This is a genomic window from Rhodococcus sp. G6(2025), assembly GCF_058628105.1.
Genome location: NZ_CP179751.1, coordinates 632,751 through 653,030, shown reverse-complemented (window position 1 = coordinate 653,030; position 20,280 = coordinate 632,751). Strand labels below are relative to the sequence as shown.

The following is a 20,280-nucleotide window of genomic DNA, read 5'->3' as shown; positions in this document are numbered from 1 at the left end:
GCAAGGATATATTCATGGCTCACCTTCCACACATCGATTCGAGCAGATCAGACTTAGCGACGGTCGATCGCGTGCGCAGCGCCCATGCCGCCGCCTGGGAGACGACACCGCTTGGCGGCGGCGCCATTGGTCGTCCGATGAGCGCGCAAAGACATCGAGGCGCCTGGCAGGCGCTCCAAAATAGCCAGGTACCGACCACACGCCCGGCAGATGCCGGTGAGTACGTCGGGTCCGTAGCTACGACGGTGGACGCCTTGTCGGTCGACTGGTGGCGCACCCCCGAGTTCGACGCCGTCGTGACCCTCTATAGCGAGATCCCCTACTACCGCGGCCGCAAGACAATTCTTGCCTGGAATCGCACCTTCGGGTGGTCGCTCGGCGTCCACGGACTTACCCAGGGGAACGTGCTGGTCGTCGAGGGACTCGGATTGGGACCCACACCGGATCCCGTGCACTGCTCAGATCGGGTCGCCGAGTTGCTCAGCGAACTTTCCGACTGGGCCCCCCGGCAGGCGTCCGGACAGCCCGCCCCACGAATCGTGCACGGCCCCGTAGCTCCTCGCAGGTAATCCAGATCCCAGATCTCGGGAGCCCGTGCGTCCCGGGCGCCGCCCGCTCGAGATCGCAGACACCACGATTCTCCTCAGCTGTCAGGAAGACTAGCCATGCTCGTTGCAACCACAGTCGTCTCAATCGCCCTCGCGACCCTGTTCCTCGTCGCCGACCCGCGGAACCATCCTCAAACAATGCAATCGACCACCCTGACCATCGGGCTCCCCCCTGACGCGGGTATGGCTCCTCGCCTCCGTATTCGTTATAGCCGCGGGACTGCTCCTCAGGTCGCACTCGTGGCCGCGAAGCGGAACCGCCGCAGCCAGATCATCACCTACTTCGTCGGGACCACCTCACGCACGCGCAATTTTCGTAGGAAGCTGCGATGCCCGCCCTCGTTCCAGGCTCGCGCAGTTGATCGCCGAGACACCATCGGACGGGAGGACTAGGCCATGATCATCCACGACCAGCACCACCTCAGAGGGCGCTCCACCTCAGAAGACGTTCTACGATGGAAGGCGTTTGGACTGTTTTCCGCCACCACTATCGGGGCGATGACTCTGCTGGGAACCTGGATCGGGGACCCGACACTTGGTGCCCTTGGTGGCGGACTCGCCGTCGGTCTCGTCTTGCTGGCGGCGGCGATGCTTACATAGGGCGGCCACTATCGTCACCACGTACCCCATGCGGCCCCAACCCCTCGACGTCCTCCCGGGCAGGAGACGACCTGCACGTCAACCGGCGAACTCCAAGTCGATCAGGAAGCATCGACGAATCAGGAGGGTCGGAAAGACGAACAGGATGATCGAGTGATCCCAATCATCGCCGAAACCGCTCACTGCGCACGATAGGTTCGACAGCGCGCCGAACCCCGAGATCCGAACAAGCAGGACGCCGATGCGCTCGGCACTCGCTTCTCCAGAGACGTAGCGGATGGCGCGTGCGCCAGTTCACCCGCCCTCTACGAATCTGGCCGAGGCGATATCCCCATCGCAAAATCCCACACCCATCGGTGTTCGGGCCGGCGATCACCCTCCAGCGCTAGTGCTGTGCTCGCCACACTCCCGCACCCACTCTGCTACCCAAACCAACTAGAGGTTCATATGAGGCTACTTTCATTCGCCATACCCTCCGCACTCCTCGTCGCCACACTCACAGCCGGTTCCACAACTGCTCTCGCGGAAACGCTCCCGACCGAGATCAACTATGAGACACACATCGAAGGTGCCTCGATTATCACCACGATCGACACCGGAACATTCGCTCTGACTGCATACAGCACCGCCGATCTCAACGACGAAACAGGGACTAGTGTCATTTCGCTGCCCCTCGCCTATCGCATCGGCGAGCATGAATTACCCTTCTATCAAAATGTCAGCGATGACGGCAAGACTCTTCGCCTGACGCCGAGCATCGACCAGTTATCCACGCCCGAAGCGAGCAACCAACTTGCGCTGCACGACGCGGCATCCCTCGTCGAGAATTCCCGAGCTCAGACGGCATTCCAGCAACAGCTGGGGATCGCATCCGCCATCGGTAGCCTCACCGGGACCATCGTGGGCGCTGTTCTCGGGTTCCTGGTCGGGTGCGCCATCGGAACACCCGTCGCGGTCTTCGGATGTCTACCATTCGGCGTCACCGGCGCCGGCATCGGCGCCGCTATTGGAACGATCGCCATCGGTGGGCCGACCCTGGTCGTCGCCGGAATCGATCTCCTCACCACCCTTAGTTCACCCGCAGGGACCACCAAATGGGCTGAATAGTCTGCTGCCCAATGCCTTTAATTGCCCGGGAATATAACAAATCCCAATTCGTGTGGGCATCTGGTAGATCCCAGAACTTGGCCGACCCTAAAAGTTCGGATGATTCTTTGCGATGCATGTGCGATAACCGCGCAGATCGTAATCACAACCAGCCCCCCGCAGCTTTGTTGACGATATGCGTCTTGCTCGTATCGCGGACGAGGAGCGAAAAGGAGTCCTACAAATCGCGGAAGCCCCATCGAGCAATACGTTTACCGAAGAGTTCAGTCACCTAACAGGTTACGACGCGGACCGGTCCGGACTATAACCGACAGCGTCACCCCACAAGCCACCCCTTGAGCAACGATTCGTCGCCCTGCGACAGTCGGTTGTAAGCGAAACGTTCCAAGCTGCACAGCCGACGGCCTCACTCCACCCGGGGCGCGATGAGGACGCACACGAACGACCGTTGATGTCGTGGGTCGGTGAAAGTGATGACGAACGTGCGGCCGGGCATTCGCTAAGACTGCAGCACAGTTCGCGTTCGGAAGGCGTAAGGCTCATCCGCCCTCACGCGAAACACACCAATCCGCCGACAACAGCAACAGCAAGCACCGAGGCCAGCGCACAGATCAACCAAGCCCGAGTCGCGATCGTCCGCCACCCCCACTCCCGACTCCCTATTTCCTTGACCGCCCGCGGTCCCGCAGCACCCGGGCCGGGGGCGCACGCACCCGAGTGGCGGCGAGCCAGGGCGTCCGCCCTGACCGCCGCGCTCAGCGAGACGATTACCACAATCAACGCCAAGATCAAGGTGGCGACCAGCAAGGGCAAATCAATCACAGCCGCTCACGGCTCCTCCAACTTGTCACGATGTCCATCAGGTGCGTACATGAACACCATCTTCGAACCCGTCATCGATAGACAGGGCCGACATTCAGTGAGCACCCTACGGCTAAATCGCGGGCTCCTTGTCGGCCGGAGGAAGAATGGTGGAATCGTGGCCTTCGGTCGCCCACTTTGCGCGAGCGTTCCGCACGGCTATGACGGAGAGAATGAAGCCAGTACCCATCGTGATGGGACTCAGAACAAAGGCTGCCACATACGAATGTGTGAGATCGTGTGCCAGGCCCCACAATGGCGCTCCGATTGCGATGCCAATTGTGCTGGCCGGTATCAAGATACCTGCCAATCCGGCATAGTCTCTGTCGCCGAACGCAATACGCGCCATAAGCGCAGGGAAGACGCCGTTCGCGGTCACGATGAGTACAAGAAATATGCCAGCTGTCTCCCCCACAAAAGACCCTCCCGCGACTGACATCAAGGCCCAGCCCATCGTACCCAATGCCCAGACGACCGCGAGAGTTCGAGCGAGGTGAATTTTGTCGATCATGAACCCGACGACCGGGACCACCGCGATTGCAAGCAGGAAGAAAATCGACATTATCGTTGAAATCGCGTTTGACCCGATGCCCTGCCCGGCGAGGTGAGCGGGATAGTGCTCCTGACCGGCAGCGGCCGTGAAGGCCAGAAGGATTCCAGCGTAGAGCATCCAGAACGGCTTCGATTTGAGAGCCAAACGGTACGGCATTCCCGCCCGCTCCCCGACATTTCCGAGCTCCGAAGTGGCGCCGTACGGTTCGAGACCGAGGTCCTCTGGCTTATTGCGAACCAAGATCGATGCCAAGAGCATCGGCACCAGCACCATGATTCCTAAAAGGAAATAGCCTGAACGCCAACCATGATCGGCGATATAGGTTGGGAGGATCGCGGAGACGACCACGCCGCCGATCCCGCTGGTACCCGACGCCAAACCAAGCATGGTTCCGCGTCGCTCGACGTACCACGCGTTGATCAGGACTGCAGCAAGCAACATCGTCGTCGGAAAAAGCGACAATCCGATCCAGAATCCGCAGAGATAGATCATTGGAAGCGAGTTGGCGAGCGACATCGCCATGAGTCCCACGCCCATCCAAACCCCGCCGATAGCTACGAGCAGCCGAACGCTGAAGCGTTGAGCGAGGCGGCCAACCACGGGCATTGTCACTAATGACATTAGTGTCAAAAGGCTGAAGTGGACCATGAAGGCGGAACGGGTTATTCCAAGGTCCGCTGTGACCGGTCGGACGAAGTAGCTGGTGCCTGTAAAGACAAGCGTCAGCGAGGTCATAATTAGTGCCGCGCCAATCGGCACGAGAATATAAGGAACGCGTGATCGGTTCACGTGATGCCTCCGGTGAGTGGTGAGCCGACGGATCCGTCGACATTGGAGAGTGCGTCTGCCCTCAAGGCCGGACGCGTGTGCTCTGGTCGGCGGTTTCAACCCGACAATTAGTGGGCCCTGAAGGTGGCTGCCCAGTTCTGGTCATGCCGTACGCCAGAGACAGTGTTTGCGTCTCGACTCTCAACACCACAGCGATTGGCGTCGAGTCTGCCCAGCTACCGCGACAGACTCGACGCTCATCTCAATCGTGCGGGTCAAGCGACTACGACATTGCTACGTCCTGGCCCTTAATCGCACGCCGAATCACGAGCGGACGCTCATACGAAACATCCTTATTACTGCGTTCTGCCGGCCCACTACTACGAGCGGACTCCGTGAATCCCTCTGGGAAGTCAAAGTTGTCGACCTTGAGGATCGATTCCGTGATGGACACGCGGGCTGCGATCGCCCACTTCCCGTCGCGGCGTTCGAACCGATCCACGTAACGGCCGCTGGTAAGCATGTTGGGCTTAACTCTGGTCTCGCAGAATCCAATGTAATACGTCTCGACATGAGCCGTATCACCCTCGATATCGAAAACCATATTCGTCAGCTGATGGGTGTGCGTTAGATGCTGCTCGGCGTGCATTCCCAGAGCCCAGTCAACGAACTCACCTGCCGGCAGGACCACCGGCCCATGGTCGTCAATTGCGTCGGGATGATATGCAGAGAGTGCCAGAGTCCGATCGCCGCGATCCAGACCCCGACAGTAGCGCTGAATCGCATCGACGATGTCCTGGCGATCGACCAACTCCTGAAGTCGTCCTTCAAGTTCCTGCTTCACTGTTTCCTCCTGGGGTTGAGATTCTTTGGTAGTAAATTCAATTGCGCTGCAAACGAGTTCGCTTACTTGCGGACCTACCCTCGTGACTCAGCGCGCTTCGACGGGTTTCGGTCGCTCCGGCCTCTACTCCGGTGCGGCTCACCAAGAGGCGCAAGTAGATGATGGGGGGATAGCTGGGCGGACGGAGTGGAACCCAAGACCGTCGGGCTGGCGGCGACCGCGCGCAGCGTCGCGACGGCCTCAACCGTGCAAATGTCGCGTGACCGTTGAATGACTCATCTCGGCACCGATAGAGCTAAAGCTCAGTGAGCGGTGAACTGTTGTCACGAGTGTTATGGACCGAAGCCCAGTTACGATGTCTGCGTCGGGCCGAAACAGCCGATAGAGGTCATGTAGTCGAATGAACCGAACGTGGGATTGATTCTTGCGTCTTCAGGTGTTGGGCACCCTTGGCTATTGGACGCGGTTGGGTTCGGGTGACCTCTGTAGGCCTGGGCGTAGACTCTGGTCGTGCGTGGTACATGACCGTTTCCGAGGCGCGGCACGTCGGTAACCATCGGGCGGCCGATGGTGTGCAGAGGAGACCGAGAAGCCCTTTTGCACGGTGCATTTTGCATCTCCTGCGACGCGACTTAGGACGACGGATGCGATGACTCCTAACACCGCGGAAACGATCGTCACCACCTAGTCACGGTTTTTGGATTGCCGAGGTGACTGAATCCTGCGCGTGTGGTAGATCGCGCGCCGTAGCCGACGATGTCACCTAGACCCGAACGGGATCGCCGTTGTAGCCGGGTAGGTTCAAGTGGCCCGCATCGACGGGGATGACCACACCAGTGACGTCCTTAGCCTCATCGGAAAGCAGGAAGGCAACCGTATCGCTGACTGCCTGCGGCTGGATAAAGCCGCGCCCCTTCAGGGCCGTCCAGTTCGCCATCGCAAACTCCAGGTCGGCGCGGCCCTTGCCCGGTCCCATCGCGTGTTCGTAGGAACCAGGCCAGTGAATCATATCTGTATCGATCGCGCCGGGAAGTACACAGTTGCAGTTGATGCCGTAGCGCCCGAGTTCCAACGCGACGTTCTTAGAGAAGGCAACCACGCCGGCCTTCGCCGAGTTGTAGTGGGCGTAATCGAAACCGGGCTCGACGGCGTTCACGGAGCCAATCATCACAATTGACCCAGACTGCTGCTCGATCATGTGGGGGGCGACTGCCTTTGTGATTCGCCACGTCCCGGTGAGGAGTACATCCATCATGTCAGTCCACTCATCGTCTGTGATCTCCCAGAATCGCCTGAAGGCGCCGATCCCATGGTTCACGACGAGTTTGTCGATCTTGCCGAACGTCTCGATTGCCGTGCCGATTGCACTGTCCAGCGCTACTTGATCTCGCACGTCGGCCTCGAAGGCAACGACTCGTCGGCCCTCCGACTCTACGAGTCGCACAGTCTCCTTCAGGTCAGCGGGCGTAGCGAGGGGATATGGAACTGATGCGATTGATTGTGCAATGTCGATGGCGACGATATCGGCCCCCTGGCGGGCGAGAGTCACTGCGTGAGAACGACCCTGCCCCCTAGCCGCACCGGTAACGACTGCCACCTGACCGTCAAAACGTCCCACGTCTATCTCCTTTTGCCTCGTTGTGATGCCGGGCGAATGCCGCCGGGGCGGCGTTTGGCTCTCTGGATTGCGTGAACTGCCTCCGATAGCCGCGCCGCCGCCGGCCGACCTCAGTGCGAGGCGGAACGGTGAGAGGAAGACACTCAGCGACTCTCGGCGCTGACGGCGGTTCCGCTGCTACCTCGTCTTCCGTAGTGGTCGACTAGTGTGACGAAGAGAATAGTAAAAGTAGTAAGAATTATGCGCAAGGCCTTGACGCTACGAATTCTCGCCTCTTTCGTCGCGACGCCAACCCCGATGCGCGTCCCGGCGGTGTGCAGACTTCCGTTCGCGACCCGCGCGTCATGGTCCAAGGGCTCGAAGGTATCGATGCGCTCGCGCGACTGCACGTCACGACTGGACGTTAGGCGGTGGGTTCGTGAGGTCGCTGCGACGGCTCCGCTATCCCGCCCGGGCCGGGCGTGGAGGTGCCGGGTCCGAATGATGCCTCGTTGCGCCGAAGAAGCTCCAACCTGACCTCCCTGTCTTTGCAGAGATGATTGATCGCGCTCGCCTAAACAGCCGTGGCAGAGAAGTCGATCGCCTCTGCCGAATCGCAGCGCCGCTGGCGCAGGCATCAAGTTGGCTGGGCAATTTCGGGCCCGTGTCGACTCGCCACCCGAATAGGGTTCGTCTCCTATTAGATTGGTCCATTCGACTACCCCGTCGAGGATGAAGATGGCCCAAGGAGCGATCAGACTCCCTCGGCGAGTTGCGGCATTGAGACTGCAGTGTCAAAGATCGATGGCCTGCCGCCGCCGTGGCCTGTTCGTCAGCGCTAGCGAGGTTGGTGTGGTGTGCGGCGCAGTAATTTCCGCTTGGCTCAGGATGTGTAGGGCTTCGCCGGCCAGCGCATCGTCGCGAATGCCGACGCGGTTAACACGGTGCTAAAGTTGCTTGGATTCCGTCGGGGAAGCCCGCAATTGTGCGGCTTTCCAGCCTGCCCGGGAGCCGGCAACCTCTAACACGCCCGATATGACCGTCGCATGTTGGTGCACCTTGGCGGTCAAACCGCTTCGGGGGCGGCCGGTGAGGTGATCAGCGCACTCGTCAGGACGATGAAGCAAAAGGTACTAATCCTGGGGCACGGGTGGGCTGCCACCACGCTTGCGCACCGCCCCCGAGTCCATCGACAAGATCCACTCCAGGTCGCCGTTGACGTCGGCCATTGCCACCAGCGCCGTGAGGATCCGGTCCCACGTCCCATCGTCGACGTAACGACGCTGGCGCTTCCACACCGTTTTCCATGGACCGAAATGCGCGGGCAGATCCCGCCAAGGCACCTCGGTCCGTAGTCGGTAGAGCATGCCCTCGATCACCAGCCGATTCTTCTGGAACTTTCGCCCCCTCAACCCGTTGGAAGTGGGCAGAAGCAGCTCAAGCAATGCCCATTGGGTGTCCGTCAGAACCTCGTACCGGTCGAATCTAGTCGTCACACCGAAGATCCTGCGCCACAGGACTCAAGCAATTGGGAGACACCCGTCTGTAGCAGCGATACCCTTGATACACGCCATCAATCATGATGTGTGGTGTATACGCACTGGTCGTGCCGTCGAGGCCAGGGTGCAGGAATAACGAGCCGACGGAGTGAGTAGACCGTCTGATGGGTGAAGGTGATCCGCTTGACACTCAGCGGTACCCGCCGTTCCCTGCCGCCGGACTCGGTGGATCTGGTTTCACTGACGTTCAGGAGATCGGCCGCGGCGGTTTCGGTGTCGTCTACCGGTGCACCCAGGTGGACCTGGATCGCACGGTGGCGGTGAAGATACTCACCGTCGAACTCGACGACGAGAACCGGGCCCGATTCTTCAGGGAGCAGAGAGCGATGGGCCGGCTGACCGGGCACCCGAATATCGTCAACGTCCTGCAAGTCGGCGCTACCGACAGCGGACTTCCCTACATCGTGATGCCGTACCACCCGCAGGATTCACTGGAGGCCCGAGTTCGCAAAGGCGGCCCGCTCGCCCTGGACCAGGTCCTTCGCCTCGGTGTGAAGATGGCCGGTGCGGTGGAGTCGGCGCACCGGCTCGGCATCCTGCATCGCGACGTCAAGCCGGGGAACATCCTGCTCACCGATTACGGCGAACCGGAGTTGGCCGATTTCGGTATCGCGCACATCAGCGGTGGTTTCGAGACCGCGACCGGTGCGGTGACCGGGTCGCCGGCGTATACCGCGCCGGAGGTCCTCGGAGGTGACCCGCCGAGCCCTGCAGCCGACGTCTACGGCCTCGGTGCCACCCTGTTCAGCGCCCTCACCGGCCACGCGGCGTTCGAACGCCGCAGCGGTGAGCAGGTCGTCGCCCAGTTCTTGCGGATCACCACGCAGGAGGTGCCCGACCTGCGCGAGCACGGACTACCGGACGATGTGTCCGCGGTGATCGCCCGGACGATGTCCCGCGAGCCCGGTCAGCGGCCGCCCACCGCCGCCGACTTCGGAGAACAGTTACGAGGCCTGCAACGCGACCACGGCTTCCCGGTCGACGAGATGGCGCTCCGCACGGAACCCGATGCGCAGGAAAGCAACCAGCCACCGACGTCGCGTGGCGGACGACGAACACCGACTCCCTCAAGGGTCAGCGTCACGGGAAGTCTTCCCCTGGAACTGACGAGCTTCATAGGCCGCCGACACGAGCTCACCGAGACGAAGAACCTGCTGACCGGGTCCCGACTGGTGACGTTGACCGGGATCGGCGGTGTCGGCAAGACCCGGCTGGCAATGCGGATCGCGTCCGCGGTGCAACGCGAGTACTCCGACGGTGTACGCCTGGTGGAGTTGGGCGATCTGCGCGACGCGGTTTCACTGGTCGACTCCATCGCAGGCGCACTGGGAGTCCGGGACCACTCGACGAGGCCACTGCGGGAGGTCCTGATCGAGTTCCTGGCACCGCGAGAGGTGCTGTTGGTCCTCGACAACTGCGAGCACGTGGTGGACGCGGTCGCCGAACTCGCCGAACTCCTGCTGCACACCTGTCCGCGGGTGCGGATTCTGGCCACCAGCCGCGAACCCCTTAACATCGGCGGGGAGGCGGTACACCGAGTCTCGCCCCTCGGCGTACCCGATCCCGATCGGAGGCCGTCATTGCGGGAGTTGCCCAAATACGATGCGGTGACCCTGTTCGCCGAACGCGCCAGTGCCGTCGTTCCCGGCTTCGAGGTCACCGAGGACAACGCGGTCACGGTGGCCCGGATTTGCCAACGACTCGACGGACTGCCGCTGCCGATCGAATTGGCCGCGGCCCGACTGCGGGCGATGTCACCCGAGCAGGTCCTGGGGCGGCTAACCGACAGCTACACCCTGCTAACCCGCGGCAGCCGCGTGGCGCCGACGCGACAGCAGACGCTGCGGTTGAGCATCGACTGGAGCTTCGATTTGTGTACCGCCGAGGAGCAGTTGGTGTGGGGGCGGCTGGCGGTGTTCGCGGGAAGCTTCGAACTCGATGCCGCAGAAAGCGTGTGCGGTGCCGACCTGGATACGGGCGAGTTGCTCGACACACTGACCTCGTTGGTGGAGAAGTCAATTCTGATCCGCGAGGAAGCTCGGTCGGTCGTGCGGTTTCGGATGCTCGAAACTCTGCGCCAGTACGGACACGAGAAACTCGAGCAGACCGGTGCGGCTGCGACGTTGCGTCGCCGGCACCGGGACTGGTACGAGGCATTGGCGCTACATGCGGAGGCCGAGTGGATCAGCGCCCACCAGCTCGAATGGATCAGCCGGCTCAGACGAGAACAGCCGAATCTGCGGGAGGCCCTCGAATTCGGCGTCGAAGACGACCCCGCGGCCGGCCTGCGCACCGCCGCCGCGCTATTCCCGTTTTGGGGCTCCCAGGGCCTTTTCAGCGAGGGCCGGCGCTGGCTCGATCGCCTGCTCGACCGCCAGAGCGGCCCTCTCGCCCTTGAACGGGCCAAGGCGCTCTTTTGCGCCAGCGTGATGGCCGATGTTCAGGGTGACCTCCAGACCGGCGGCGTACTCGTCGAGGAAGGGCATGCGCTGACGGCGCATACCAACGATCCCGCGATCCGGGCCCTCGCCGCTTTCGCAGACGGCATGCTGGCCCTCTACAGTGGTAAGCCTGCCGACGCCTGCCCGCGCCTCGAAGCTGCCATCGCGGTATTCAGCGACTGCGCCAATCGCACGTACGAAATTAGCGCCTTGTACCCGTTGGGATTGGCGTATGGGCTCTCTGGCTTACCAGAGCGGGCGATCGAATGTCATGAGCGCGTTCTAGCGATTACGGAAGCGTGCGGAGAGAAAATGTATCGGTCACAGTCGCTGTGGGCCCTCGGCATTGCCGAGTGGTGGCAGGGCGACAGGGATCGTTCGGTGCAGCTGCTCAATCAATCATTGGAACTGACCCGGCAAGTGCACAGTCCACGCATCGCCGCGACATGTCTTGAGGTGCTGGCCTGGATCGCCTGCGACTTCGGCGACGCATCACGGGCTGCGGTGCTTATGGGAGCTGCAGACGCGCTGGCGCGGTCAGTAGGAACGGCTACGATCTTCCACTCCAGCCTGCTTGTGTACCAACAGGACTGCAATCGAAATGCTCGCCAGTCGCTCGGAGACCGAGCGTTTGAAGTCGCACACCGCAAGGGTGAACAGCTCGGCTTCGATGCGGCCATCGCCTACGCCCTCCACGAGCAACGACCCAGTGTGTCTGCACTCCCCCCTGACGCGTCCACGCGACTGACCAAGAGAGAAAGCCAGGTTGCCGACCTAATCGCCGAAGGCCTGACCAACCAGGCCATTGCCGACCGCCTAGTGATCTCACCCCGCACCGCTCAAGGTCATGTGGAGCACATCCTGACGAAACTGGGATTCACTTCCCGCACCCAAATCGCGGCTTGGGTCGTGAAGCGGACACAGGACTAAGCCGATTAGATCTGCACTGAGTGTTCGCTCAGTATTTGGACGACGCGGAAATAGCACCGAATACACATTCCATAGACGATATTGGCAAGCCAGAATCTTCCCGCACGAGACCTCTGCTTCTGCCTGTTACTTTGCCCGCCTGTGCATTTACACATTTCAGTGCGGGTCTACGACACCTCTCGATGATCGGTGGTGCGCACTTCGTCGCATTCGTCGACGTACTCCAGGTAGGCGTGCATCCTGCGTGGCTCCATCACGTGGTCGAGAAGTATCGCCAGTGGGGTCGCGACGGTCCTGAACAATGTCGTGATCATGAAGGTTCCTTTGGCTCGCAGTTGGCTAGGACGCGGCGGGACCTCATCCGAATAATTAGTGAGCAGATCGTCGCCGCGCTCTTACGGCGCTCTGACCAGGGGCTGTGAGTTCACGGTTCCACTGGTCGAATTCCGCCGTCGCGCGTTCCCAAGATCGGTACTCGTCGGCCAACTCAACCGTTCGGACTCACGCTGAGTCTCAATCCTCTTTACCACCGTGACCGCCGGAAATAGCGTCGCTAGCAGCAGCGCAGGTCTTCAACAATTGCTCAACGTATTCGTCGAACTCGGATCGCGAAATGTCGCCGGGCGGGCCCCACGCTGCAAGGGTGAAAGCTACTTCACCATCTAATCCGAACACAGGGGCAGCAAGCGATCGCAACTCGTATCGTTCGAGCCCGTCGATTTCTTCTGGATTGAAGCGCCGAGAGACCAACTTTAGTTCAGCACGAAAACTCTTCAGCGAAACGCTGGGGTCGCCTTCATTTAGTCGGGTCCAAGTCCGCTCCAGATGTTCGACTTCGCGGTGGCCGAGTGCGACTGCAAACCCCCTGGTTCGAACCCGTTCAGGCATGGTGGCGTAGCTCTCGGAATCGCGGTCAGTGGTTGAAGTGCCGGCCTGTGCCATCCACGTTTCGCGAAGCTTATCGTCGCCCCAAGCAGCAAACACGCTGCCCAGTGGGGGCATGAATGGAAGTCGCTGCCCCACACGCGTAGGAGTGACTGCGCCAGGGACCGTGCCGGAAGTGGCCGCGAGAACGAGTTCGCCACCAATACGGGCCATCGCAGCTACCTCAGTATCGAAGTATCTAGCCAACTCTTCCATGTGCGGACGTGCAACGTCGATAGCCTTCAATTGGTCGACCAAGTCGAATTCGCGAATCGCGAGGGACTGGGGCATAAAGGAGCCGTATCCCCCGCGGAAGAAGAGCAACGGATATGCGCTGTTGTGCATGCCGAGGTCTTCGACTCGTGCAACAACAATTTCGTGATCTCCGGCGTCGTGGATGACCTCAACTCTACAATCGATGTGGGCAACCACACCATCGATAACTGGGTTACCCTGGTCGGAAACACGCCAGTCGATATCGCTGAATTTATCGGACTTGCGGATCGCAATGTTCCGACCGATGACCTCTTGGTCAGCACTCAGCACGTTGATGCAAAAACGATTGCCGGTTTCCCGCAACGCGTGCCATGAGCTCGAACTCTTACTCGGCATAAACGCGACGAGTGGGGGGTCTAGCGAGACTGATGTGAATGAGCCAACTGTCATGCCAAGTGGGTCTCCCGAGCCTGAGATAGCTGTAACAACCACGACGCCGGTGGGATACTGCCCCAGGACCTCGCGGAAGAATGTTGCTTCGAGTGGTGACGTCATGGGCTCGATCCTGTCTCGATTCGTGGTTTGGGAAAGAACAGACTGAACGACGTATCGCTCTCGGGAATGAGGCTTCTTTTACTCCGCGTGGACGACGCCCGCGGCGGCGCCGGGCAAAGGCGTTGCAACTCAAGCTGACGGCGTTACTTCGTTCACGCGAAGCGGTGATGATCGACCGGGTGCCGTCGCGACCGGTGGAATGGAGGGAGCACTCGTTGAAATTGTGTATTCACTTTAGCGGTAGAGTTTTTGATCATCACGGTCTCGCGTCATGGATCACAGACCAGGCCGGTTGTTCGGCCACGGCCTCGACATCTCGACGGTGACCATGGGTCGCGTTGCCGCCCTCGGTCGACGTTGCATCGCGCCAAGGATCGCGGTGCCGAACATCTTCCATTCCGTCGCAGTGCGCAGAACACCCTCCACAGCCTGGGGGGTCGGCGACTCGACTGCTGAGCGCCTTGGGCTACCTCTCAAGCATCTTCACCTCATCCATCTATCGTAGTTCGGTATATCGAATCCCTCTTGGGGCGCGGGGCCCGCTCTGCTGTCCGTTCACGATAGCCCGGAGTCCGCCCGATGAAAAGCCACGAACTGGCACTCTTGTACGTTTCGCCTCCCTTTCGGTGGCCAGTGACAGCCGTCACCCATATTGCTACACTGCTGTCGAGGCGCTGAGTATTTCGGTGTACCGAATAGATGGAAGCGAGAGTGCAACATGTCGGTTTGGGTCCGATCAGCCCCCAATCCGCATAGCGCTGACGTTTTCAACCCGCAGTCAACAGTCGCGGTGTGCTGGGAGCGGCAAACGGTTGACTACCGGCTACGTTTCGGCAGTCCCGCGAACCTGTCGCATCCTTGCGCGCTCGCGCCGATGTGCGTCTTGGCAGGTCGGCGTTCGTTGCCAACGGCGACCCGAAGGTGTAGATGCAGGCCGGCCTCCGGGCCCAGCCCCCTCATGAGATCAACCGGTGGCTTTTCACTGATGTCGATGGTCTATTGCACCGCACAGAGCCACGACAACTTGCTGAGCGAGAGAATCTAGGAGAACCATGTCACCCCAAATCGAACCTCTGGACGAAGCCCCTAAGGGGCCTATTCGGTTCGGTGCCTTCATCGCACCGTTCCATCCTCTGGAGGGAAACCCCACGCTGCAGTTACGTCGCGACCTTGATCTCGCGGAACTTCTCGACGATCTCGGCTTCGACGAAGTCTGGTTCGGTGAGCACCATTCGACTGGAGTCGAGCTCATCATGTCGCCCGAAGTGATGATCGCCGCAGCAGGCGAACGCACGAAGCGGATCCATCTCGGCACAGGGGTTAGCTCCGTCTCGTATCACAACCCTCTTATCCTTGCGAACCGCATACTGCAGCTCGACCACATGACACAAGGCCGGGTCATGATGGGCATCGGACCCGGGCAGCTCCCCTCCGACGCCTTCATGATGGGCATCGATCCTCGGCGACAGCGGGACATGATGGCCGAGGCGATCGAGGTGCTAGTTCCTTTGCTGCGCGGTGAAACTGTTACGCGAAAGACCGATTGGTTCGACCTGCGTGAAGCCCGAAGCCAGCTAAGGCCGTTCAATCCGGATGGCATCCCTATGGCGGTTGGCTCAGTTTTCTCCCCGACAGGGGTTACGCTTGCCGGCCGGCACGGACTTGGTGTGCTCTCGCTGGCGGCCGGCGACCAGAAGGCCGCTAACGGGCTGGCATCCGCGTGGACCACACACGAGAAAGTCTCCGCAGATCACGGCCACGTTGCCCGCCGAGAGAATTGGCGCGTCGTAAATCAGGTACATCTGTCGACCTCGGCTCGCCAGGCACGCGAGGACCTGGAATTTGGAGTGCTGCGGACGACCCGCTTCCTAGAGACCCTCAGTGGCAGCAAGCTGCCATGGCGTTCATCCGCGCAGACTGCGGTCCAGGAATGGACGACCGATGGTTTGCCTAGTTGGGGCAGGATCATGGCCGGTACACCTGAGGAGGCGATCAATCGTATCGAGCAGTTGGTCGAGAAGAGCGGTGGCTTCGGCACGTTCTTGTACAGCATTGCCGACTGCGCGCCCTGGGAGACTACGAAACGTAGTCTCGAGCTGTTTGCCGAGTACGTTCTTCCTCATTTCAAGAACGCAAACGCTAACCGCGAAGCTAGCCTTGAGTGGGCGAACACCAACCGCGACTTACACCTCGGTCAGATGGCTACAGCGATCGAGGAAGCCACCATCAAATACCCCGGTGCATCCTGAGCGCATGTCGACCCTGACCGTCGACGATCGGCACGATGTCCGACCACTCTCTGCAGCGTAGGTTGGTCATCGAGCGTCGACGGTCATGCAGTTCTCCGGCTTGAGGGTTGATCCGCCACCCGACCGTCACGCAGTTCTCCACCTCGAGGCGTGTCGGTCGGGGTCGGGCGTGTGCTGCGGTCCACTTCCGACTGGGCCACAGCCCACGAGCTTGGAAGGGCCCCGCCGGCGTGCAGAAGATCAACGATGACCGATGAGATCCTCCAGCCCTTAACATGCCAGCTGGTCCAGGTAGATAGCTCGGCGGCCTACGGAATTGACCCCAAGACGATGCGGGAGCATCTGCCCCGGCACCCGAGACAGGCATGATACCTGGCGAGAACGGTAAGTCCGACGAGACGCTGGGGCGGGATTCGGTCACCGGATTCCCGGGAGGTGACCGCCACGCCGAGCGCGGTGACTTGGCTGGTTGCCGCGCATCACGACTAGACCGCCGGATAGCCGAACGCGGTTGAGACGGTGCTGGTACCAAAGATCGCGCAGTTCCACGAGATGACCATCTCGCCACGCGCCCGAACAGATTTCGGTGATCTGTCGGGAGCTCGGGCTGGCACGCAACACGGTCCGGCGGTTCTACCGCGCCGCCGATGCCGCTGAGCTACTCGGCACTCCGCGAGCCGGTCGTACCGCCTTTTGGACGAGTTGGCGGAGTACCTCCAAACGCGTGGGGCGAGCGGTCAAACCTCGCGTCCGTTCTTTGCGAGGAACTTCGGACAATGGGATACCGCAGGAGGGAGCTACACCACCGTCTGCGACTAATCTGTCGGCGGACATGAAAAACTGCCCATAGGCGGACACGAAAACGCCCACAGGCGGACGTGAAACTGCCCACTGGCGGACACGGGTTTCTGCCCACTGGCGGACACGAAACTGCCCACCCGGGTCTGTCCGCCTGATACGGCACGTTCGATTTTCTTCCCGATCGCCTCCCCGGATCGGGGCCTCTCCTCGGGTTCGCTCGACGGTGCTACCACGCCGAAAATGCGAGCCACCGAGGAGAGGCCACCGTGAAGTCTGCCAAGGAAGTCATGGAAATTCTTGCTGCCTACGACCTGACGAAGTCCTACCGTGCCGCCGCCGCACTGGCGGGGTGCTCCCATCACACCGTCGCCCGCCTCGTCGCCGAACGCGACACCGCCGATGCGCCGACCCCACCGCGGGAGAAGAGACCGATGCTGATCGACGAATATCTACCGAAAATCGAAGAATGGGTCGAACATTCGAAGGGCCGAGTCCGCGCCGACATCGCCCACGACAAGCTGCTGGCCCTCGGATTCACCGGCACCGAACGCACCACCCGCCGCGCCGTCGCCCGGATCAAACGCGCCTACCGGCTCGGCCACACCAGGGTGCACAGGCCGTGGGTCACCGAACCCGGCCTCTGGTTGCAGTACGACTTCGGTGACGGCCCGGTCGTCGACGGCACCAAGACGGTGCTGCTGTGCGCGTGGCTGGCCTGGTGCCGGCACCGGGTGGTGATCCCGTTGCGCGACCGCACCGCCCCGTCCGTCTACGCGGGCCTGGACCGGACCTTCCGGCGGATCGGTGGTGTCCCGACGTATCTGCTCACCGACAACGAGAAGATGGTCACCACCGAACACATCGCCTCGGTCGCCGTCCGCAACCCGGGTGTGGTCTCCTTCGCCCGGTTCTACGGCCTGGTCGTCAAGACCTGCCTGCCCGCGGACCCGGCCACCAAGGGCGGGGTGGAGAACACCGTCAAGCTGGCCAAGGCCGACCTGGTGCCCACCGACCACAACCTCGCCGCCGAGTACGACAGTTTCGAGGACCTCGAGGCCGCCTGCACGCAGTTCTGCGAGCAGGTCAACACCCGCACCCACCGCACCACCCGCCGCATCCCGGCCGAGATGCTCGCCGAAGAACGCCTCCACCTGCATCCGGTTCCCGCCGCCGCACACACCGTCACCTGGGGAGTGACCCGCATCGTCCCGGACAACACCCCGATGGTCGCGTTCGAGAACGGCCAGTACTCGGTGCCGCACACCCTGCGCGGGCAGACGGTGTTCGTCCGCGCACACGGCGCCGGTGCCGGTGAGCGGATCATCTTCGTCCACCACGGCGACACCGGCCCGGTCGAGGTCGCCCGGCACCGGCGGGCCCGCCCCGGCTCCCCGCAGATCTGCGACGAGCACTTCCCGCCGCCCCCGGCCGGGATCCTCGACCGTCAGCCGATCCCGCGAACCGACGCCGAACGCGCCTTCTGCGACATCGGTGCCGGTGCCCGGCTGTGGTTGTGTGAGGCCGCCGAGGCCGGCACCGGGAAGATCCGCGTAAAGATGGACCACGCGGTGTCGCTGGCGAAACTGCTCGGCGCCGGCCGGGTCGACTGGGCGCTCGGGCACGCCGCCGCCTACGGCCGCTTCGCCGAGGGCGACCTCATGGCGATCCTCGACGCCCACCCCGCCGGCGCCGCCTCGGATCGCACCCACCGGGCCGACGAATCCCGGTCCCTGGCCCAGGGCACCAGCGGCTGGGCCGCCCTCGGTGGCGAGGTTCCCGTCGACGGTGCCACCGAACTCTAGGAACACCGCCCACGCTGACGCGAAAAACTCTGCACCGCAGACTAATCGAGTTCACCGTCCGATTCAACCGGCACCCGAAGGAGACCCTCGTGACCACCGCACCACCGGCGGCGCCGCCGCTGCCGACCGACCTGGAAACCCTGCTGCACCGGCTGCGGCTGCCGCACATCCGCCGCGCCGCTCCCGACGTGCTGGCCACCGCCCGCGCCCAACGGTGGGAACCCGCCGAGGTCCTCAAGGCGCTGCTCACCGAGGAGGCCGCCGGCCGGGAACGCTCGGCACTGGCCACCCGCCGCGCCGCCGCCGCGTTTCCCACCGGCAAGACCTTCGACGCCTGGAAACCGGAACTGTCGTCCATCCCGGCCCCGACCCAGCAGGCGCTACGCACCCTGGAATGGATCGAGCGGCGCGAGAACCTCGTGGTCTGCGGACCCTCGGGAACCGGGAAGACATTCTTCCTCGAGGCCCTCGGCCAGCACGCCGTCGAACGAGGACGGAAGGTGTTGTGGTTCACCCTCGAAGACCTCGGCGCGCTGATCCGCCGGCACCGCGCCGACGACTCGGTCTCGGGTGCCCTGACCAAGCTGCTGCGCGCCGATCTCGTGGTCATTGATGACATCGGCCTGTTGCCGGTGGCCGCCGACGCCGCCGAGGGCCTCTACCGGCTGGTCGACGCCGCCTATGAGAAACGCGCCCTGGCGCTGTCGTCGAATCTTCATCCGGCCGGATTCGACGAGCTGATGCCCAAGACTCTGGCCACCGCCACCGTCGATCGGCTCATGCACCACGCCCACCTGTGTCAGACCAGCGGTAAATCGATCCGGATGAGCCAAGCCCTCGCCGGCACCGGCGTCGACCCACTCACCTGACCACAACACAACACCGTGGGCAGTTTCGTGTCCGCCAGTGGGCAGAAACGGATGTCCGCCAGTGGGCAGAAACGTGTCCGCCTATGGGCAGGTTTCGTGTCCGTCAGTGGGCGGGAACGAATGTCCGTTGACACTAATCCCCGGCCGCTGCGTAAGGCCGGGGGCTGCCCCGGCCTCAAGGTCGGTGCCGAACGTCCGACGGATCACGTCCCGGATGCTGCGTCGCCCCGACGACCTCACTTACGAGGATCAGACCGGGCTCAAGCAGGTCCTCGCCAGCTGCCGGCATATCGGGGCCACCGCCGCCCACGTCTGATCGTTCGGGGAGATGCTCACCGAGTGTCGCGGCAGAAACGTTGGCCCCTCGATGGCCGCGGTCATAGCGGATGGTCTACCGCAGCTGCACCGATTCGTCCGCGGTCTCGAAACCGACCACGACGCCGTCCGCAACGGGCTCACCCGACCTGCAGCTCCGGCGCAGCCGAAGGCCACATTCTGTGGAATCTGACATGTCAAGTTCGTTCTCCTTTGTGCTGGTTGACCGAGACGATCGGTAGCAGGGTCGCAGTCGCCGGAACACCGATCTCGCGTGGTGTGGCGCCGGTTGGCGTGGGAACGTCGACAATCCTTGGCCGAGGCCTGAAGTGGCTTGCCGATGCGCTCCTCGATTCCGGTGGTGCGGTGCACGTAGTCGCCGACGTTCATCCGGTCCAGCGCGGCGACCCAGGTCGCGCAGGTCTGCCGGGTCCACGCCATCGGATCGTCGGCGTCGGGATGCTCGGCTGCGATCCAGCGGCTGACCTTGATCAGGTGGGACCGGGCGTTGCCGCGTGCCCGCGGCGTCAACGTCGAGGTCGCGTGCCAGCGGTCGACCCACTGCTGCCAGATCTGCGCACCGCCGGCCGCCCGAGCAGTGCCACGACCGGTCGTCGCGGGCGGCGGGTCACAAAATCCAGAGCATTCACCGCCCGCTGCACGGCATGCAAAGCAGTCAGC

Annotated in this window: 12 protein-coding genes and 1 pseudogene; 6 read left to right on the top strand and 7 right to left on the bottom strand. The window is 62.3% G+C overall.

Annotation, left to right across the window (positions count from 1 at the left end; translation table 11 throughout):
* Positions 1-137: 137 nt before the first annotated feature.
* Both ACLIVD_RS39980 and ACLIVD_RS39975 read left to right on the top strand, forming a co-directional pair.
* On the top strand, positions 138-569 hold the full coding sequence (locus ACLIVD_RS39980; protein WP_491933447.1) for a DUF6292 family protein: 432 nt from the start codon (positions 138-140) through the stop codon (positions 567-569).
* Positions 570-1,655: 1,086 nt separating this feature from the next.
* A complete protein-coding gene (locus tag ACLIVD_RS39975) occupies positions 1,656-2,315 on the top strand; it encodes a DUF8020 domain-containing protein (protein WP_491933446.1) in 660 nt (219 codons plus the stop codon).
* A 934-nt stretch (positions 2,316-3,249) separates the two neighbouring features.
* Here ACLIVD_RS39975 and ACLIVD_RS39970 read toward each other — a convergent pair.
* The 5 genes and pseudogenes from ACLIVD_RS39970 to ACLIVD_RS39950 all read right to left on the bottom strand — a co-directional run bounded on the left by ACLIVD_RS39970 (position 3,250) and on the right by ACLIVD_RS39950 (position 8,434).
* A complete protein-coding gene (locus ACLIVD_RS39970; RefSeq protein WP_491933445.1) occupies positions 3,250-4,518 on the bottom strand; it encodes an MFS transporter in 1,269 nt (422 codons plus the stop codon).
* Positions 4,519-4,780: 262 nt separating this feature from the next.
* The gene (locus ACLIVD_RS39965; protein ID WP_491933444.1) at positions 4,781-5,341 is read right to left on the bottom strand and encodes a nuclear transport factor 2 family protein; all 561 of its coding nucleotides are present in this window, start codon (positions 5,339-5,341) and stop codon (positions 4,781-4,783) included.
* Positions 5,342-5,581: 240 nt separating this feature from the next.
* Positions 5,582-5,758: pseudogene (locus ACLIVD_RS39960) on the bottom strand (hypothetical protein); the annotation flags it as partial.
* A 346-nt stretch (positions 5,759-6,104) separates the two neighbouring features.
* Positions 6,105-6,959, bottom strand: a complete 855-nt coding sequence (locus ACLIVD_RS39955) for a mycofactocin-coupled SDR family oxidoreductase (RefSeq protein WP_491933443.1) — start codon at positions 6,957-6,959, stop codon at positions 6,105-6,107.
* A gap of 1,112 nt (positions 6,960-8,071) precedes the next feature.
* A complete protein-coding gene (locus tag ACLIVD_RS39950; RefSeq protein ID WP_491933442.1) occupies positions 8,072-8,434 on the bottom strand; it encodes a transposase in 363 nt (120 codons plus the stop codon).
* A 167-nt stretch (positions 8,435-8,601) separates the two neighbouring features.
* Here ACLIVD_RS39950 and ACLIVD_RS39945 point away from each other — a divergent pair, with 167 nt between their 5' ends.
* Positions 8,602-11,868, top strand: a complete 3,267-nt coding sequence (locus ACLIVD_RS39945) for a protein kinase domain-containing protein (protein WP_491933441.1) — start codon at positions 8,602-8,604, stop codon at positions 11,866-11,868.
* A gap of 167 nt (positions 11,869-12,035) precedes the next feature.
* Here ACLIVD_RS39945 and ACLIVD_RS39940 read toward each other — a convergent pair whose 3' ends face one another.
* Both ACLIVD_RS39940 and ACLIVD_RS39935 read right to left on the bottom strand, forming a co-directional pair.
* Positions 12,036-12,182, bottom strand: coding sequence for a hypothetical protein (locus ACLIVD_RS39940; protein ID WP_491933440.1), 147 nt, complete (start codon positions 12,180-12,182; stop codon positions 12,036-12,038).
* A gap of 199 nt (positions 12,183-12,381) precedes the next feature.
* Positions 12,382-13,563 (bottom strand): flavin reductase, encoded by a 1,182-nt coding sequence (locus ACLIVD_RS39935; RefSeq protein WP_491933439.1) that lies wholly within the window; start codon positions 13,561-13,563, stop codon positions 12,382-12,384.
* 1,052 nt (positions 13,564-14,615) lie between these two features.
* Between ACLIVD_RS39935 and ACLIVD_RS39930 the strand changes: the two genes are divergently transcribed.
* The 3 genes from ACLIVD_RS39930 (at position 14,616) to istB (ending at position 19,284) form a co-directional block, all read left to right on the top strand.
* Positions 14,616-15,812: an LLM class flavin-dependent oxidoreductase gene (locus tag ACLIVD_RS39930; protein WP_491933438.1), complete on the top strand. Its 1,197-nt coding sequence runs from the start codon at positions 14,616-14,618 to the stop codon at positions 15,810-15,812.
* Positions 15,813-16,879: 1,067 nt separating this feature from the next.
* The gene (gene istA / locus ACLIVD_RS39925; protein WP_491930691.1) at positions 16,880-18,415 is read left to right on the top strand and encodes an IS21 family transposase; all 1,536 of its coding nucleotides are present in this window, start codon (positions 16,880-16,882) and stop codon (positions 18,413-18,415) included.
* 89 nt (positions 18,416-18,504) lie between these two features.
* A complete protein-coding gene (gene istB / locus ACLIVD_RS39920) occupies positions 18,505-19,284 on the top strand; it encodes an IS21-like element helper ATPase IstB (protein ID WP_005241291.1) in 780 nt (259 codons plus the stop codon).
* Positions 19,285-20,280 lie beyond the last annotated feature (996 nt).

What these genes read in the sequence shown, in the direction of transcription:
- ACLIVD_RS39930 (WP_491933438.1), top strand. Translation starts at nt 14,616, where the DNA reads ATGTCACCCCAAATCGAACCTCTGGACGAAGCCCCTAAGGGGCCTATT.
- ACLIVD_RS39975 (WP_491933446.1), top strand. Translation starts at nt 1,656, where the DNA reads ATGAGGCTACTTTCATTCGCCATACCCTCCGCACTCCTCGTCGCCACA.
- ACLIVD_RS39935 (WP_491933439.1), bottom strand. Translation starts at nt 13,563, where the DNA reads ATGACGTCACCACTCGAAGCAACATTCTTCCGCGAGGTCCTGGGGCAG.
- ACLIVD_RS39945 (WP_491933441.1), top strand. Translation starts at nt 8,602, where the DNA reads ATGGGTGAAGGTGATCCGCTTGACACTCAGCGGTACCCGCCGTTCCCT.
- ACLIVD_RS39940 (WP_491933440.1), bottom strand. Translation starts at nt 12,182, where the DNA reads ATGATCACGACATTGTTCAGGACCGTCGCGACCCCACTGGCGATACTT.
- ACLIVD_RS39980 (WP_491933447.1), top strand. Translation starts at nt 138, where the DNA reads ATGAGCGCGCAAAGACATCGAGGCGCCTGGCAGGCGCTCCAAAATAGC.